14 protein-coding genes are annotated in these 16,079 nt (G+C 66.9%); 11 read left to right on the top strand and 3 right to left on the bottom strand.

What is annotated here, in order from left to right:
• Nucleotide 1: 1 nt before the first annotated feature.
• Nucleotides 2-1,147: a C45 family autoproteolytic acyltransferase/hydrolase gene (locus ACSFB7_RS11185; protein WP_435470010.1), complete on the bottom strand. Its 1,146-nt coding sequence runs from the start codon at nt 1,145-1,147 to the stop codon at nt 2-4.
• A 150-nt stretch (nt 1,148-1,297) separates the two neighbouring features.
• Here ACSFB7_RS11185 and ACSFB7_RS11180 point away from each other — a divergent pair, with 150 nt between their 5' ends.
• From ACSFB7_RS11180 to bioD, 6 genes are all read left to right on the top strand, one after another.
• Entirely contained in the window at nt 1,298-2,191 is an 894-nt protein-coding gene (locus ACSFB7_RS11180) for a LysR substrate-binding domain-containing protein (RefSeq protein ID WP_435470008.1), read from the top strand.
• Nucleotides 2,192-2,309: 118 nt separating this feature from the next.
• Nucleotides 2,310-2,621, top strand: a complete 312-nt coding sequence (locus tag ACSFB7_RS11175; protein WP_435470006.1) for a plasmid stabilization protein — start codon at nt 2,310-2,312, stop codon at nt 2,619-2,621.
• 17 nt (nt 2,622-2,638) lie between these two features.
• Nucleotides 2,639-3,505, top strand: a complete 867-nt coding sequence (locus ACSFB7_RS11170; protein WP_435470004.1) for an NmrA family NAD(P)-binding protein — start codon at nt 2,639-2,641, stop codon at nt 3,503-3,505.
• 375 nt (nt 3,506-3,880) lie between these two features.
• Entirely contained in the window at nt 3,881-5,251 is a 1,371-nt protein-coding gene (bioA, locus tag ACSFB7_RS11165) for an adenosylmethionine--8-amino-7-oxononanoate transaminase (protein ID WP_435470002.1), read from the top strand.
• Nucleotides 5,235-6,467 (top strand): 8-amino-7-oxononanoate synthase, encoded by a 1,233-nt coding sequence (gene bioF / locus ACSFB7_RS11160; RefSeq protein WP_435470000.1) that lies wholly within the window; start codon nt 5,235-5,237, stop codon nt 6,465-6,467. The genes bioA and bioF overlap by 17 nt, the downstream gene beginning before the upstream one ends.
• On the top strand, nt 6,464-7,219 hold the full coding sequence (bioD, locus tag ACSFB7_RS11155; protein WP_435469998.1) for a dethiobiotin synthase: 756 nt from the start codon (nt 6,464-6,466) through the stop codon (nt 7,217-7,219). Before bioF ends, bioD begins: the two co-directional genes overlap by 4 nt.
• Here bioD and ACSFB7_RS11150 read toward each other — a convergent pair.
• On the bottom strand, nt 7,202-8,254 hold the full coding sequence (locus ACSFB7_RS11150; protein ID WP_435469996.1) for an aldo/keto reductase: 1,053 nt from the start codon (nt 8,252-8,254) through the stop codon (nt 7,202-7,204). The two genes, bioD and ACSFB7_RS11150, sit on opposite strands and share 18 nt — an antisense overlap.
• Before the next feature lie 242 nt (nt 8,255-8,496).
• Here ACSFB7_RS11150 and ACSFB7_RS11145 point away from each other — a divergent pair, with 242 nt between their 5' ends.
• Together ACSFB7_RS11145 and ACSFB7_RS11140 are read left to right on the top strand one after the other, a co-directional pair.
• Complete coding sequence (locus ACSFB7_RS11145) at nt 8,497-9,489, top strand: AraC family transcriptional regulator (protein ID WP_435469994.1); 993 nt, start codon at nt 8,497-8,499, stop codon at nt 9,487-9,489.
• 24 nt (nt 9,490-9,513) lie between these two features.
• Nucleotides 9,514-10,440: a cation diffusion facilitator family transporter gene (locus ACSFB7_RS11140; protein WP_435469992.1), complete on the top strand. Its 927-nt coding sequence runs from the start codon at nt 9,514-9,516 to the stop codon at nt 10,438-10,440.
• Between the two features lie 15 nt (nt 10,441-10,455).
• On the opposite strand, the gene ACSFB7_RS11135 is transcribed toward ACSFB7_RS11140, so the two are convergent.
• Nucleotides 10,456-11,271, bottom strand: a complete 816-nt coding sequence (locus ACSFB7_RS11135) for a helix-turn-helix domain-containing protein (protein ID WP_435469990.1) — start codon at nt 11,269-11,271, stop codon at nt 10,456-10,458.
• 113 nt (nt 11,272-11,384) lie between these two features.
• Between ACSFB7_RS11135 and ACSFB7_RS11130 the strand changes: the two genes are divergently transcribed.
• From ACSFB7_RS11130 to ACSFB7_RS11120, 3 genes are all read left to right on the top strand, one after another.
• Nucleotides 11,385-12,857, top strand: coding sequence for an amidase family protein (locus ACSFB7_RS11130; RefSeq protein ID WP_435469988.1), 1,473 nt, complete (start codon nt 11,385-11,387; stop codon nt 12,855-12,857).
• A gap of 123 nt (nt 12,858-12,980) precedes the next feature.
• Nucleotides 12,981-14,213, top strand: a complete 1,233-nt coding sequence (locus ACSFB7_RS11125; RefSeq protein ID WP_435469986.1) for a class I SAM-dependent methyltransferase — start codon at nt 12,981-12,983, stop codon at nt 14,211-14,213.
• Between the two features lie 154 nt (nt 14,214-14,367).
• Nucleotides 14,368-15,861: an MFS transporter gene (locus ACSFB7_RS11120; protein ID WP_435469984.1), complete on the top strand. Its 1,494-nt coding sequence runs from the start codon at nt 14,368-14,370 to the stop codon at nt 15,859-15,861.
• Nucleotides 15,862-16,079: the final 218 nt, after the last annotated feature.

Below are 16,079 nucleotides of genomic sequence, written 5' to 3'. Positions count from 1 at the left end.
ACTACAGCGTGTATTCCTGGAAGTTGCGCGCCTCGTAAGGCTTGCGTGCCACCCACATCACGCGGTTGGCCGCATCCATGAGCGTGGTGGCCACGGTGGCCGAGATGCTGCTGAAGTCGGCCGGCTTGGGCGTGCGCAACACGCCGTCGGGCTTGCCGAATTCATCGGCCAGCGCGGCCTTCACGTGGGTCCAGTCGATGCGGCCCTCGACGCGGCCGAGCGCGTTTTCCACGCGGTGCTGGCGGTAGATGCTGTCGGGGCGCTGCGGCAGGCCGGGGTCGCGCAGCTTCATCACGGCGGACGGCGACATCCAGTGGTTGGCATGCACCAGCAGGTCGTTGTCGGGCAGGGTCCAGAAGATTTCGCCCGGCGAGGTCTCCAGGCTGATGCCCGAGCCGTCGTTGCCGCTGGCCTGCGCCAGGATCATGTTGTTGGCGCAATAGCGCTTGGACGCCCACACCGACTTCATCGCGGTGGCGAGGTTGGCGGCTTCCAGGATGCGGCGGCGCAGCAGCACCAGCGGCACGCCCGGGCCCTTGCGGAAGTCTTCGTCGCAGGTCAGCGAATTGCCGGTGAGCGACACGCCGTGGGTGTTGAAGCCGTGGCGTGCGAGTGCGCCGGCTTCGGTGAAGGTGAGCATGTCGGGGCCGCTTGCGCTGCGGATGCGCAGCACGATGCCGGTGTCCACGCATTCCTGGCGCCAGTCCCAGTTGTGGGCGTGCATGAGCCGGCCGCTGGCCGAGCGCGTGGGCAGCACGAGCAGGCCGGTGCAGTCGCCGTCTTCGGACGGGGCCGCGTCGGCTGCAGGGGCGGTTGCGGCATCGGCCTTGCCCTTGAGGTCGGCATAGCCGAACAGCATCTCGGTGCGGCAATTGATCATCACCACGTCTTCGAGCGACACGCCCGCGCCCTCGGCAATGCCGCGCATCTCTTCGAGGTAGCTGGCGTCGTAGGCCTCGATGATCGGCAGCATCGACTGCGCGAGGTGGCGGATGGTCGCTTCGTCGAGCCCGCGCCGGCCGAGCTGGGCACGGTAGAGCGCAACGCCGCCCGCCACGCGCTCTGGCACGGCACGGCCGTGCTGCACGCCGCGCGCATGCGGCGTACCGGAAACATCGACAAGGGGAAAGTATTGAGGAGTGGTCATGGGGTGCTGCAAGGTGTCATCTGCCTGCCGCGCAAAGGCGGTAGTGCGGTGGCGATGGCACGCATTGTTTTGCAGGTACAGGAAAAATAAAATTTAAAAATCATTTAGAGTTGATAAAGGATTTATTTACTTTCCGTCGCCTGCCCGCCCGTGAGCACCATCCGTTTTCTTCGCACCTTCGTGGCCGCTGCGCGCGGTGGCTCCTTCGCCGCCGCGGCCGATCAGGTGGCTTTGACGCAGGCCGCCGTCGGCCAGCAGATGCGCGCGCTCGAAGCGGAAATGAAGAAGACGCTGTTCGACAAGACCGGCCGCACCATGGTGCTGAGCCCCGCCGGCCACCTGTTGCTGCCGCGCGCCGAAGAGCTGCTGGCGCAGTACGAATCGATGCGGCGCGACCTGCAGGACCAGCGGCAGATTGCCGGCAACATCAAGCTCGGCTCGCTGATCTCTGCCATGGGCTTGCTGTCGAGCACGCTGGCGGTGCTCAAGTCGCTGCATCCGAATCTCGAAGTCGAGCTGCGCGTGCGCGAGCAATCGCAACTGATGCAGGACGTGGTGAGCGGCGAGCTTGACGCGGCCGTGGTGGTCGAGCGCCAATGGCCCGAGGTGCCGGGCCTGCTGTGGACGCCTTGCTACGACGAGACGCTGACCGTCATCGCCAACTCGGGCATCGCTTCGCCCGACACGAACATCGCGAGCCTGTTCGCCACCCATCCCTTCATTCGCTTCGACCGGCGCACGCCGACGGGGGCGCGCATCGATCGCATCCTGCGGCGGTTGCAGCTCGTGCCGAAGGAGTTTCTCGAACTCAACTCGCTGCTGGCCATTGCGGAGCTGGTGCGCAAGAACGTCGGCTTCACCATGGCGCCGCTGCTGAAGAATTTCGACTGGGAGAGCGATCCCGCGCTGTGCGTGCTGCAACTGCCGGGCCGGCCGATTGCGCGCCGGCTGGGCATGTTGGAGAACGGGCGGCGCAGCCACATCACGGGCGTGGTGCGCGAGGAAATGCTGGCGCATCTGCGCCGCATGAAGCCGGGCCCCTGAGGCGCCCCCGGCGGCACCGCGCGCCAGACACGGCTGACGCGCAGCACGCGCGTCTTCTTACCCGCGGCAGGCGCGAGCCGCCCAGCATGGAGCCTTCTCAACCCGCAGGGACCACGCCATGCTAAGAGGCGACAAGTCGTCCTACACGGACAAGCAGAAGCGACAGGCCGAACATGTCGAGGCAGGCTACGAGCAGCGTGGCGTCGGCAAGGGCGAGGCCGAGCGCCGCGCCTGGGCCACGGTGAACGCCGAAACCGGCGGCGGCAAGAAGAGCGGCTCGGGTCGCGGCAAGGCCGAGAACCATGCGCCGGCGCGCAAGGGCGGTCGCCTCGGTGGTGCCGCTGCCGCGCACCGCACCGCCGCCGAACGATCGGCCTCGGCGAAGAAGGGCGCCGCCACACGCAAGCGCAACGCTGAAAAGCGTGGCTGAACAAAGGGCGTTATCCCATGCACATCATTCTTGGCGCGACGGGTCACGTCGGCGCGGCGCTTGCGCAAACCCTGCTGGCCCAGAACCAGCCGGTCACCGTGGTCACGCGCGATGCCCGCAAGACCCAGGCACTGCAGAACAAGGGCGCGCGCGTCGCCCAGGTCGACGTGTTCGACACGCTCGCCCTGAACCGCGTGATCCGGGGCGGCACACGGCTCTTCGTGCTCAACCCGCCGGCCGCGCCGTCGACCGACACCGTGGCAGAGGAACGCAAGAGCCTGCGCGCCATCGTCGCCGCGCTCGACGGCTGCGCGCTGGAGAAGATCGTGGGCGAGTCCACCTACGGCGCGCAACCCGGCAGCGCCGTGGGCGACCTGGGCGTGCTGTACGACATGGAGCAGGCACTCGGCGCCGGCCCCGTGCCGTTCAGCGCCTTGCGCGCGGCCTACTACATGAGCAACTGGGACACCTCGCTGAAGACCGCGCGCGAAGAAGGCAAGGTCTACAGCATGTACCCGCCCGACTTCAAGCTGCCGATGGTCGCGCCGCACGACCTGGGCGAGTTCGCGGCGAAGCTCATGCTCGGACCGCCCGCGCCCTCGGGGCCGCACTACGTCGAGGGGCCGCAGCGCTATTCGGTGGCCGATGTCGCGGCGGCTTTCTCGGCCGCGCTGAAGCGCCCGGTGGCGGTGGTGGAAACGCCGCCCGCGCAGTGGGAGCAGGCATTCAGGTCGCTGGGTTTCTCGGACGCGGCTGCAAAGTCCTATGTCGCCATGACCCGCATCACACTCGAAGAGAAGTACGAGATGCCCGACAAACCGCAGCGTGGCGTCATCTCGCTGAATGAATACATTGCCGCGCTGGTGAGCAAGAGCAGCGCCTGAGCCTGCGTTTGCTGATCGTTGAAATCGGCCACAACGTGTGTCCGAAAGGCGCGGCCAAGGCTGTGAACCCGCGAGAACCGGACATTCGCAGACCATCTTTGGTGGCAGCCGGACAACTTGCATGTGCGCCTGCCGAGGCGCCGAGCGCATGAAGCGGTCGCGTTGCGCGACATTGCGCCGAACGCACCTTCTATGCGGCTGAACGTCGCTCAACCGCCATGCATCCCGCGCACGAAAAGCGGGTTTGCCGGGCAGCTTCGCCGTCGATACGATCCCGCGCCTTGCCTCCTGTTCCTTTCGACGGACGGAGCTTTTTCCGAACAAGAAAGGAATGCGCGGGTGCCTTCGACGACTGTCTTGCCTTCCCCATCTTCCATGTCCCTTGCACACGGCAACGCCGCCTTGCAGCAGCGCAGCCGGCGCCATGTCTGGCATCCGTGCACGCAGAGCATCCGCCTCGACGCGGTGCCGCCTTTGCCCATCGCGCGTGGCGAGGGTGTCTGGCTCATCGACCATGAAGGCCGTCGTTATCTCGACGCCACCAGCTCATGGTGGGTCAATCTTTTCGGCCACGCGCATCCGGCCATCAACGCGGCGCTGAAGGACCAGCTCGACACCTTCGCGCACGTGATGCTCGCGGGCTGCACGCATGCGCCGGCAGTGGAGCTGGCCGAGCGCCTGTCCGCGCTGACGGGGCACGCGCTGGGCCATTGCTTCTACGCATCCGACGGCGCCTCGGCCGTGGAGATCGGGCTGAAGATGAGCTTCCACGCGTGGCGCAACGCCGGCCGAAGCGGCAAGCAGCGTTTCGTGGCGCTGAAGCAGGGCTACCACGGCGAGACGCTGGGCGCCTTGCACGTGACCGACGTGCCGGTGTTCCGCGATGCCTATGCGCCCTTGCTCGCGAACGCGCACCTCGTGGCCTCGCCCGACGCGCGCAACGCCCGGCCGGATGAAGACGCAGCCGCCGTCGCCCGCCGCGCCGCCGCCGAACTCGAAGCCCTGCTGGCCGAACAGCACGACACCATCGCCGCCGTGATCGTCGAGCCGCTGGTGCAATGCGCCACCGGCATGGCGATGCACGACCCCGAGTACCTGCGCCTTGTGCGCGGGCTGTGCGATCGCTACGGCGTGCACCTCATCGCCGACGAGATCGCAGTCGGTTGCGGGCGCACCGGCACTTTCTTCGCCTGCGAACAGGCCGGCATCTGGCCCGACTTCCTGTGCCTGTCCAAAGGCATCAGCGGCGGCTATCTGCCACTGGCGCTGGTGATGACGCGCGACGCCATCTACGACAGCTTCGTGGACGACGACGTGGCACGCAGCTTCCTGCATTCGCATTCGTACACCGGCAACGCGCTGGCCTGCCGGGCCGCGCTTGCCACGCTGGACCTGTTCGAGCGCGAAGACGCATTGCGCCGCAACCGCGAGCGCGCCGACCGGCTGCTGCAGCGGCTGCGCGAAGGGTTGGCCGGCCAACCGGTCGATCACCTGCGACAACGCGGAATGATCACGGCCTTCGACGTGCGCGAGCCCGGTACGCGTTTTGCCGAGCGCTTTCACCTCGCGGCCCGTGCCAACGGATTGCTGATGCGCCCGATCGGCGCCACCGTCTACCTGATGCCGCCCTATGTGATCGGCGACAGCGAGATCGACCGGCTGGTCGATGGCACGCTCGCCACGCTGGCCGATGTTGCGTCCGTCAGCCCGACAGAAGAAGGGGCCCGCGATGTCGCGCTTGCTTGAACGCCTGCAGGAAGAGATCAGCGCGCTCGACACGCAGTCGCTGCGCCGCCGCCGCCAGATCGCCGAAACAGCCTGTGCGCCCGAACAGTCGCTCACCCTGGCCGGCACCACCGCGCCGCGCACCATGCTCGGCTTCAGCAGCAACGACTACCTCGGCTTGGCCGCGCACCCCGCGCTGGCAGCCGCCTGGGCTGAAGGCGCGGCGCGTTATGGCACGGGCAGCGGTGGTTCGCACCTGATCCTTGGCCACTCGCGCGCGCATGCGCAGCTCGAAGAAAGGCTGGCCGACTGGATGGCGCCCTTCATTCCCGAGGCGCAGAGCCTGTTCTTCTGCACCGGCTACATGGCCAACCTGGCGGTCTTGTCGGCGCTGGGTGGTGCCGAGGCGGTGATCTTTTCTGAAGCGCTCAACCATGCCTCGCTGATCGACGGCGCGCGGCTGGCGAAGGCGCGTGTCGAGCGCTACCCGCATTGCGACATCGACACGCTCGACGCCATGCTTGGCGCCTGCGATGCACCGGTCAAGCTCATCGTGAGCGATACGGTGTTCAGCATGGACGGCCACCTCGCGCCCGTGCTTCAACTGCTGGCACTGGCCGAGCGGCACGACGCCTGGCTGGTGATCGACGACGCGCACGGCTTCGGCGTGCTGGGCGATACCGGCCGTGGCGTGGTGCAGGCCCTGGGCCTGCATTCCGAGCGGCTGGTGCTGATCGGCACGCTGGGCAAGGCAGCGGGTGTGTCGGGTGCTTTCGTGGCGGCGCACCGCACCGTCATCGATTACCTCGTGCAGCGCGCGCGGCCCTACATCTTCACCACGGCCGCGCCGCCTGCGGTGGCGCATGCGCTGCTCGCCAGCCTGACGTTGATCGAGGGCGAGGAGGGCACCGAGCGCCGCGCCGCGTTGCAGTCCCGCATCGCCCAGTTGCGCGAGGGCGTGAAGGCCGTGTTGCCCACGGACGGCAGCGCATGGCTGCCCGAATCGCCTACCGCGATCCAGCCGCTGATCGTGGGCGACAACGCACGCGCGATGCGGACGATGGCGCAGCTCGATGCGCGCGGCCTGCGCGTCGGCGCGATCCGTCCGCCGACGGTGCCGGCCGGCACGGCGCGGCTGCGCATCGCGCTGTCGGCCAGCCACAGCGAAGCCGACGTCGAACGGTTGATCGACGCGCTGGGCGCAGCGCTCGCACAGCCTTGTCAGGAGGCTGCATGACACGCCGCCACTGGTTCGTTACCGGCACCGACACCGGCATCGGCAAGACGCTGGTCAGCAGCGCGATGCTGCATCTGCTGGCGTCTTCGGGGTTGCGCGCGGTCGGCATGAAGCCCGTCGCGGCCGGCGTCGAAATGATCGATGGCGCGTGGCAGAACGAAGATGTTGTGCAACTGCAAGCGGCCGGCAATGTCGATGCACCGCTGGCCCTGCGTTGCCCCTACGTGCTGCGTGCACCGATGTCGCCGCACCTCGCCGCGCGGGAAGAGGGCGTGCGGATCGAGCTGCCGGTGCTGACAACAGCCTTCGAGGCACTGGCACAACGCGCCGATGCCGTCGTGGTCGAAGGCGTCGGCGGCTTCTGCGTGCCCTTCGGCGACGACATCGACAGCGCCGACCTCGCCACCGCACTGGGCCTGCCCGTGATCCTCGTGGTCGGGTTGCGGCTCGGTTGCCTCAGCCACGCGCTGCTCAGCGCGGAAGCGATCCGCGCGCGCGGCCTCACGCTGGCAGGCTGGGTCGCAAGCACCGTCGACCCATCGATGCTCGCGCCCGAAGCCAATCTGCAGACCCTGCGCGCACGCCTCGGTGCGCCGCTGCTGGGCGTGGTGCCGCATCTCGCATCGCCCGATGCGGCGGCTGCAGCCCGCCACATCGACCTGCGTGCGCTGCGCGCGACGGCGGCCCACGCCGCACGGCGATCCGCAACGCGGCAGTACGAAGACGAAGAAGCCTCAGCCGCGCTGGCCTGATTCGGCCAGGCGCTTGCCACGAACGCCGCCCTGGCGCTCCAGCATCCAGCCCGGGTACTCGGCCGGCAGCGCGCTCGCCTTGTCGAGCGTAGCCAGTTCGTCGGCGCTCAGCTTGATGGCTGTGGCCGCGATGTTGTCGTCGAGCTGCTCGACGCGTTTGGCGCCGATGATCACGCTGGTCACCACCTGCTGGTGCAGCAGCCACGCCAGCGCGATCTGCGCCACCGACACCTTGCGCGCATCGGCCAGCACGCGCATCGCGTCGATGCAGTCGTAGGCGCGTTCGACGTTCACCGGCGGAAAGTCGAAGCTGGCGCGGCGGCTGCCCTTTTCCACTTCGGTGTCGCGGCCGAACTTGCCGCTCAGCAGGCCACCGGCCAGCGGGCTCCAGACCATCAGGCCGACCTCCTCGCTGCGCATCATCGGCGCCAGTTCGCGTTCGAGGTCGCGCCCGGCGATGGTGTAGTAGGCCTGCAGCGACTCGAAGCGCGCGAGGCCGTGGCGCTCGGCAATGCCCAGCGCCTTGGTGATCTGCCAGGCGGCCCAGTTCGACACGCCCACGTAGCGCACATGGCCTTGCTGCACCAGGTTGTCGAGCGCGCGCACGGTTTCTTCGATAGGCGTGACCGGGTCGAAGCCGTGGATCTGGTACAGGTCGATGTGGTCGAGCTGCAGGCGCTTCAGGCTGGCCTTGACGCCATCCATGATGTGAAAGCGCGACGCGCCGGCCGAGTTGACGCCCTTGCTGCCGGTCTCGCCCAGCACCTTGGTGGCCAGCACGAAGCTGTCGCGCGGCAGCTTGAGGTTTTTCAGCGCCTGGCCGGTGATGACTTCGGACTGGCCTTCGGAGTACACGTCCGCCGTGTCGATGAAGTTGATGCCGGCGTCCACCGCGCGGCCAATCAGGCTTTCGGCTTCGCTCTGCTGCAGGTTGCCGATCTGGCCCCAGATGCCGGAGGAGCCGCCGAAGGTCATGGTGCCCAGGCACAGTTCGGACACCAGGAGGCCGGTACGGCCGAATTTGCGGTATTGCATGGAGAAATCCTTTGCGTTGGAGGCGCCCCGACGTGCTGAAGGGCCGGATGGCCCGGGGGCGACAGCAAAAAGTATCCGGCCGCCGGCCCCGGCGTGGCGAGCGCGTTCCTGCAAAGTCTTTGCCTATTTCTCCAGACCACCCCGCCGGGGCGTGCCATTTCGCGGGTGTGGCGCTAAGCTGCAAACCACTCGATCCTCCATGGTGGCCATTCCGTGGCCCCTTTCGTGACAAGGCCCTCAACATGTCCGACGAAACACCTCAAATCGCTTCCGTCATCGCCGAACCGATGCCGCTGGAGCCTGAACTCGACGAAGCCAGGAAGGAACTGGTGCAGTTGATCAACCACATCACGCGCGGACAAGACGGCACCATCATCACCGCCGTGCCCGGCCTGCAGGTGTACTGCATCACCAAGCCCGACGGCCCCAAGCACGGCTTTGCCAGCCCCGCGCTCGGCCTGATTGCCCAAGGCTCCAAGCGCATCATCGTGGGCGACGACATCTACGTGTACGACCCCATGCACTACCTGGTGACCTCGGTCGACCTGCCGGTGTGCGGCCACGTGCGGCTGACCAGCGACAACCAGCCCTACCTGGGCTTGCGGCTGGAGCTGGCGGTCGATGAAATCGGCGAGCTGATCGGCGACGAGAAGCTGCCCGCCAAGGCCAACGCACCGGCCTCGCGCGGCATGTACGTCAACCGCATCGCGATGCCGGTGCTGGAGCCGGTGCTGCGCCTGCTGCGGCTGCTCGACACGCCCGAAGACGTGCCGATCGTCGCGCCGCTCATCAAGCGCGAGATCATGTACCGCCTGCTGGTCAACGGCGAGGGCGCGCGGCTGCGGCAGATCGCGCTGCAGGACAGCCACACGCAGCGCATCACCAAGGCCATCAGCGCGCTGCGCGTCAACTATGCGCAATCGCTGCGGGTGGAAGACATGGCGCGCGCGGTGCACATGAGCGTGTCGTCGTTCCATCACCACTTCAAGGCCGTCACCGCGATGAGCCCGCTGCAGTACCAGAAGCAGCTGCGCCTGCAGGAAGCGCGCCGCCAGATGCTGCTGACCGGCGCCGACGTGGCCTCGGCCGCGCACAGCGTGGGCTACGAAAGCCCGTCGCAGTTCGCACGCGAGTACGGCCGCATGTTCGGCGCGCCGCCGCTGCGCGACAAGCGCCGCTGGCTCGGCGAGGCCGGCAACGACGCGTTGGGTGCGGAGTCGATGGAAGCGGCCTGAGCGGCAACAAAGCGGCCGCCGCGCATGGCTGAATCGAAGATCGCCATCTACGGCGCCATTGGCGCCAACGTGGCGATCGCGGCCACCAAGTTCGTGGTGGCGGGCGTCACGGGCAGCTCTGCGATGCTGTCCGAGGGCATCCACTCGGCGGTCGATACCTTCAACGGCATTCTTCTGCTGGTCGGCCTGCGCCTGAGCAAGCGGCCCGCCACCGTCGAGCATCCGTTCGGCCATGGCAAGGAGCTGTACTTCTGGAGCCTGATCGTCGCGGTGCTGATCTTCGGGTTGGGCGGCGGCGTGTCTTTCTACGAAGGCATCCAGCACATCCGCCATCCGGAGCCGATGCGCGACCCCACCTGGAACTACATCGTGCTCGCGGCGGCTGCGCTGTTCGAGGGCGTGAGCTTCTCCATCGCGCTCAGGGAGTTCCGCGCGCAGTCACGCGGCATGCCGTTCTGGCAGGCGCTGGACCGCAGCAAGGACCCGACCACCTACACCGTGCTGGCCGAAGATTCGGCCGCGCTGGTCGGGCTGGCGGTGGCCGCGCTGGGCATCTACTTCAGCCACAGCCTCGACATGCCGGTGCTCGACGGCGTGGCCTCGGTGGTCATCGGCGTGCTGCTGGCCGGCGTGGCCGTGTTCCTCATCAGCCAGGCGCGCGGCTTGCTGATCGGGGAGGGCATTCGCCCCGAGACGGCGCGCGCCATCCGCAGCATGGCGATGGAGCAACCCAGCGTGGAGAACGTGGGCCATGTGCTGTCGATGTACATCGGCCCCGACGAAGTGTTGGTGATCGTGGATGTGAACTTCAAGGACGACACGCCCACCGGCGATGCATCCGATGCCATCGCGGCCATCGAGAAACAGGTGCGCGCGCGTTTTCCGATGATCAAGCGGATCTTCATCGAGGCGAGCGACGCGCCGGCCGCCGACACGCCCTCCGTGCCCTGATGAACGACGGCAGGTTCAGCAGAGCGAGCGGTACTGCGAAGGCGTGAGGCCGCAGGATTGCTTCCACGCGTGCACCAGGTGCGCCGAATCGAAGAAGCCCGAGGCATGCGCGATGGCGGTGAGCGATTCACCGCCCGTGCTGCTGCTGTTGCACATCGCATGGCTTGCGAGGGTCAGGCGCACGGCCTGGCGCAGCAGGCGAAAGCTCAGGCCGGCCTGCGTGAAGGCGCGTTGCAGCGTGCGGCGTGAAGTGCCCACCGCGTCGACACATTGGTCCAGTTCGGCAAAGGGGTCGGCGTACAGGCTGTCGACGCTGTCTCGCAACGCGGCGTTTGCATAGCCGAGTTCGCCGAAGTGCCGTGCGAGCGGCCTCGTCTCGTCGCTGCGTTGGCGCAGCGGGCTGTTTTCGGCCATGAGGTGCGACACGCAGATCGCGCCCGCCTGCTCGCGCATTTCGTCCTGCAGCCCGGCGGCGCGCGTTTCGCGTTGCAGGCGCAGGCCGGCATCGCAGGAGACCAGCGTTTCCACGCCCAGCGGCGCCATGCGGTTGAAGCCGTTCCATCGCAGCTGGAAGGCGGATGCATCGCGGGCCGTGCGCATCAGCTCTGCGACCGGGTTCGCATCGAGGGCCATGAGCTGCAGCATGCGCCGCTCCGCGCGCTGCATGGCGCCTTGCCGCGTGGCGGCTTGTGCGACGGCCTGCGAATAGACATCGTGATCGGTGAGGCCATCAACCACGCGCTCGACCGACCAGCGGAACAGCAAGGCCGGCGCATCGTCCGTGTCGGCAAAGGATTCGCCGAGCAGGTGATAGCTTTTCCAGTGCGTCATGGTCTTGGGGGAGGTGGGCGGAATTCTAGTGACGGCCCGTGGCGCACAGATACAAGCCTTGTGCGCAGGCCACGAAAAACAATGCGGCTCCATTCATCAGGAGCGCATTCACCGTGGACAGACGACAACTTCTTCTAGGCGCCGGCGCCAGCCTCGGCGGCATCACCCTGGCCGGCTGCGCAGCCATCGAGCGCCCGACGGCCGCGCGCCGCGACGACTTCGCAGGCCTGGACGCCACCGCGCAGGCCGAGCTGGTGCAGCGCCGCGAGGTCACGCCCGGCGAACTGCTCGAAGCGGCTATCACGCGCATCGAGACGCTGAACCCTCGGCTCAATGCCATCGTGACGCCGCTGTACGAGCGTGCGCGCGGAGAGCTTCGTTCGCCGCTGCCGGCAGGGCCTTTCCAGGGCGTGCCCTATGCCATGAAGGATATGGTGGACTTGCAGGGCACGCGCCGCACATCAGGCTCGCGGCTGCTGGCACGCAACATCTCGCAGGACACCAGCGAGATCGTCGCGCGCTCCATGGCGGCGGGCCTCGTGATCCTGGGCAAGACGAACACGCCGGAGTTCGCGCTCAACGGCTCCACCGAGCCGGTGCTGTTCGGGCCTTCGCGCAATCCGTGGGACACGGCGCGTTCTTCCGGCGGCTCGTCGGGCGGTGCCGCTGTCGCGGTGGCCTCGGGCATGGTGCCGATTGCGCATGCGAGCGACGGTGGCGGCTCGATCCGCATTCCCGCATCGTGCTGCGGCCTCTTCGGGCTCAAGCCCAGCCGCAATCGGATGGTCGGTTCGCGCGCCACCGATTCGGGTGTGGAGCATTGCGTGAGCCGCACGGTGCGCGACAGTGCGCGCCTGTTCGCCTGGAACCAGCGACAGGATGCGCAGGCACCGCTGAAACCCGCACCGGTGTTCGATGCGCTGGGTGCACGGCGGCTGAAGATCGGCTTCTCGACCGCCAACGTGTTCGGGCAGCAGGCGGCGCCTTCCGTGCGCTCGGCGCTCGAAGAAAGCGCAAGGCTCTGCGCGCGCATCGGCCACCATGTCGAACCCGCGCGCCTGCCCGTGGAAGGCGAAGAGTTCTTCACGCATTTCATGGTGGCATGGAGCAGCGGCGCCGATCGCATGCGGCGCATGGCCGAGACGCAGGGCCTGCGCGCCGAAGACGTGCTGGAGCCCTGGACGCTGTACCTCAGCGCGCATTTCCGCAGGCAACCCGCCGATGCCGGCGCAAAGGCCGGTGTGTACTTTGAGGAACTCTCGCGGCGCTTCGATGCCTTCTTCCAGTCCTTCGATGTGATGCTGACACCGGTGCTTCACGAAGAGCCGCCACCATTGGGTTTTCTCGGGCCGGACGTGCCCGGTGCGCAGATGTACGAGCGGCTCATGACCTACGTGTCGTACACGCCGATGCATAACGTGGCGGGCACGCCCGCGATGTCGGTGCCGCTCGGCCAGAGTGCATCGGGCTTGCCCATCGGCAGCCAGTTCGCCGCGCGAGTGGGCAACGAAGCCACGCTGTTCGGCCTGGCCTTCGAGTTGGAGCGCGCCGCGCCGTGGGTGCAACGCAAGCCGGCCGCCTTGTAGCACTTACTGCAATTTCTTGCGTTGTCCACACCATGCAAGTTTTACAAAATTTCGCTATTGTTTTGGTCGCTGCAGCAACCCGGCCCATTCGACCGGGAGAACCTAACAACATGGAGAAATTGCATGCTCTGGGAAAAGAAGCTGGCGCAGTGGTGCGCCGCAGTCCGCGCACGTGCCAACCTGCCTGCGCGACTGACCTTGTGGGACGGCCAGTCCTATGACTTCGGCACCTTCAGCGGGCCTTCGGTCACGCTGCATGTCAAGTCCCCGGCCGCGCTGTCGCTGATGCTGCAGCCCACGCTCGACAACCTGGGCGAGGCCTACGTCAAGAGCAAGATCGACATCGAGGGCAAGCTCAGCGACGTCATCGACATCGCCTACGGCCTGGCCAAGACCTCGATCGACAAGCCGAGCGGCGCACTGCAGAACGTGGCGCGCTACTTCACGCACACCAAGTCGTCGGACAAGAAGTCCATCGAGTACCACTACGACGTGTCGAACGCGTTCTACCAACTGTGGCTCGACGCGAACATGGTCTATTCATGCGCCTACTTCGAGAACGGCGACGAAGACCTTGCCACCGCGCAACTGAAGAAAATAGACCACATCCTCACCAAGATCGAACTCAAGCCGGGCCAGACCCTGCTCGACATCGGTTGCGGCTGGGGCGCGCTGGTGATCCGCGCGGCGCAGAAGTTCGGCGCGCGCTGCGTGGGCGTCACGCTGTCGCAGAACCAGTTCGAGCTGGCGACCGAGCGCGTGCGCGCGGCCGGCCTGCAGGACCGCATCGAGATCCGCCTGCAGGACTACCGCGACGTGACCGGCCAGTTCGACCGCATCACCAGCGTGGGCATGTTCGAGCACGTGGGCCGCAAGAACCTGCCCGCGTACTTCAAGCGCGTGCAAGAGCTGCTGGCCGACGATGGCGTGGTGATGAACCACGGCATCACCTCGTCCGACCCCGAAGGCGGTGGCGTGTCGTATGGCGGTGGCGACTTCATCGACCGCTATGTGTTCCCGAACGGCGAACTGCCGCACATCAGCCTGGCGCTGCAGGCCATGCAGCAGGGCGGCCTCGAAGCCTTCGACGTGGAGAACCTGCGCCGCCACTATGCGCAGACCCTGCGGCTGTGGAGCGACAACTACGAGGCCAACAGCGACAAGGCCCACGCGCTGGTCGATGAAGAGAAGTTCCGCATCTGGCGCATCTACCTCGCGGGCTGCGCCTATGCCTTCGAGAACGACGACGTGGCGATCTACCAGATCGTCGGCCGCAAGGCGGGCCGTTCCGCGAAGACGCTGCCGTGGTCGCGGCGCTACATCTACGAAGGCACGTCGGCGTTGAACGCGGGCTGAGCGAGCGGGGGAAGGGCGAACGGGTCAGCGAGAGCCTGAGCGCAAGCGCGGAATCGCGCACCTCGCTAGCATCGGGGCCTCGCGGCCAACAACACCTCGGCGCCTGCCGGACACCGTCGTCCGCGGGCCGCTTCCGGCCCCGAAGAAGCCCCCCATGAGCGCCAGCAGCACCAAAACAACAAACCGCCCCCTGGTCATCGCATCGATCATGGCTTCCATGGCCATGGTCGCCATCGAAGCCACGATCGTCTCGACCGTCATGCCGCAGATCGCCTCCGAGCTTGGCGGCCTGCATCTCTACAGTTGGGTGTTCGCATCCTTCCTGCTCGCGCAGACCGCCATGACGGTGGTGTTCGGCAAGCTGTCCGACCTGTACGGGCGCAAGCCCATCATGTTCGTGGGCATCGCCGTCTTCATCATCGGCTCGGTGCTGGCCGGCTTCTCGTGGTCGATGCCGGCCATGATCTGCTTCCGGCTGATCCAGGGCATCGGCGCGGGCGCGATACAGCCGGTGTCGCTCACCATCGTCGGCGACCTGTATCCGGCGCGCGAGCGCGGCAAGGTGCAGGGCTATCTGGCCAGCGTCTGGGCGGTGTCGGCGGTGGTCGGCCCGATGATCGGCGCGCTGATCGTGCAGAAGCTGTCGTGGGGCTGGATCTTCTGGATCAACGTGCCCATCGGATTGGCTGCGGCAGCCGGCTTCTGGTTCTACCTGCACGAAGCGCCGACCGTGCGGCGTTCGTCGATCGACATGGTGGGCGCGGTGCTGTTCACCGTCGGCATTGCGGCGCTGATGATCGCGCTGACCGAGTTCGGCGTCGGCAACTCGGGCGTTGCGCTCGCGTGGGGCGTGCTGTTCGTTGTCACGCTGGCGCTGTTCATCGCGCAGGAGCGCCGCGCAGCCGATCCGATGGTGTCGCTGAAGCTCTGGGGAGCGCGGATGATCGCGACGGTCAATGGTGCGGCGATGTTGGCCGGCATGGTGCTGATCGGCATCACGACCTTCTTGCCGATGTACGTGCAGGTGGTGCTGCAGCGTTCGTCGGTCACGGCGGGGCTCACGCTCACGATGGTGATGCTCGGCTGGCCCATCGGTGCGACGTTGACCTCACGCACCTTTCATCGCATCGGGTTGTGGCGCATGGTGGTGGTCGGCGGGGCGCTGATTCCGCTTGGCACATCGACCTTTGCATTGCTCGGCGCCGGCAGCTCGCCGGTGCTGCCCGCCGTGGGCTCGTTCATCATCGGCCTGGGCATGGGGGTGATGAGCCTAGCTTCGCTGATCCTGATCCAGGAGGGGGTGGAGCTGTCGCAGCGTGGCATCGCCACGGCCTCGAATGTGTTCTCGCGCAACCTCGGCAGTGCGTTGGGCGCTGCGTTCTTCGGTGCGGTCTTCAACTTCGGCCTGACGCGTGGCGACGGCACGATGATGTTCACCGACGATCAGTTGCGTCTGCTGCTGCAGGGGGTGCACGGCTCTGCTGCAGGGGATGCGGGCATTCGGCTGGCGCTGAGTAACTCGCTGCACCTGACCTTCCTGATGATGCTGGTCGTGAGCCTGGGCGTGGTGGCGCTGGCGTTGCTGTTGCCCAAGGAAGGGCTGGAGAAGCACGCGGTCAAGGGCAGTGACGAGGCTACGCAGAAATAGACCGGGCTTCCTGGGTCTGTTGCATGGGGCGGGTTCATTCGGGGCGAGTGCGAATGACACCAGGAGCTCCCCTCCGCGAATGTCCCCCGCTTCGCTCCTCCTTTATTTTCCATCAGAGGGTTAAAACCACCGGCTTTCAGCCGGTCAGCTTTAGCACCAAGATGTGGTGCTGGAGGTGGCTGGTATGGACTACAGGTACGGAAGTCATACGGTTTTTC

The sequence above is a fragment of the Variovorax raffinosi genome, from assembly GCF_051216615.1.
Classification (GTDB): Bacteria; Pseudomonadota; Gammaproteobacteria; order Burkholderiales; family Burkholderiaceae_C; genus Variovorax.
The sequence above is the reverse complement of the archived record's forward strand: the minus strand, read 5'-3'. Positions and strand labels throughout refer to the sequence as shown.

Excerpts from the sequence above, each read along its gene's own strand:
- ACSFB7_RS11185 (WP_435470010.1), bottom strand. The coding sequence starts at position 1,147 with ATGACCACTCCTCAATACTTTCCCCTTGTCGATGTTTCCGGTACGCCG.
- ACSFB7_RS11175 (WP_435470006.1), top strand. The coding sequence starts at position 2,310 with ATGCTAAGAGGCGACAAGTCGTCCTACACGGACAAGCAGAAGCGACAG.
- ACSFB7_RS11170 (WP_435470004.1), top strand. The coding sequence starts at position 2,639 with ATGCACATCATTCTTGGCGCGACGGGTCACGTCGGCGCGGCGCTTGCG.
- bioA (WP_435470002.1), top strand. The coding sequence starts at position 3,881 with ATGTCCCTTGCACACGGCAACGCCGCCTTGCAGCAGCGCAGCCGGCGC.
- bioF (WP_435470000.1), top strand. The coding sequence starts at position 5,235 with ATGTCGCGCTTGCTTGAACGCCTGCAGGAAGAGATCAGCGCGCTCGAC.
- bioD (WP_435469998.1), top strand. The coding sequence starts at position 6,464 with ATGACACGCCGCCACTGGTTCGTTACCGGCACCGACACCGGCATCGGC.
- ACSFB7_RS11150 (WP_435469996.1), bottom strand. The coding sequence starts at position 8,254 with ATGCAATACCGCAAATTCGGCCGTACCGGCCTCCTGGTGTCCGAACTG.
- ACSFB7_RS11145 (WP_435469994.1), top strand. The coding sequence starts at position 8,497 with ATGTCCGACGAAACACCTCAAATCGCTTCCGTCATCGCCGAACCGATG.
- ACSFB7_RS11140 (WP_435469992.1), top strand. The coding sequence starts at position 9,514 with ATGGCTGAATCGAAGATCGCCATCTACGGCGCCATTGGCGCCAACGTG.
- ACSFB7_RS11135 (WP_435469990.1), bottom strand. The coding sequence starts at position 11,271 with ATGACGCACTGGAAAAGCTATCACCTGCTCGGCGAATCCTTTGCCGAC.
- ACSFB7_RS11125 (WP_435469986.1), top strand. The coding sequence starts at position 12,981 with ATGCTCTGGGAAAAGAAGCTGGCGCAGTGGTGCGCCGCAGTCCGCGCA.
- ACSFB7_RS11120 (WP_435469984.1), top strand. The coding sequence starts at position 14,368 with ATGAGCGCCAGCAGCACCAAAACAACAAACCGCCCCCTGGTCATCGCA.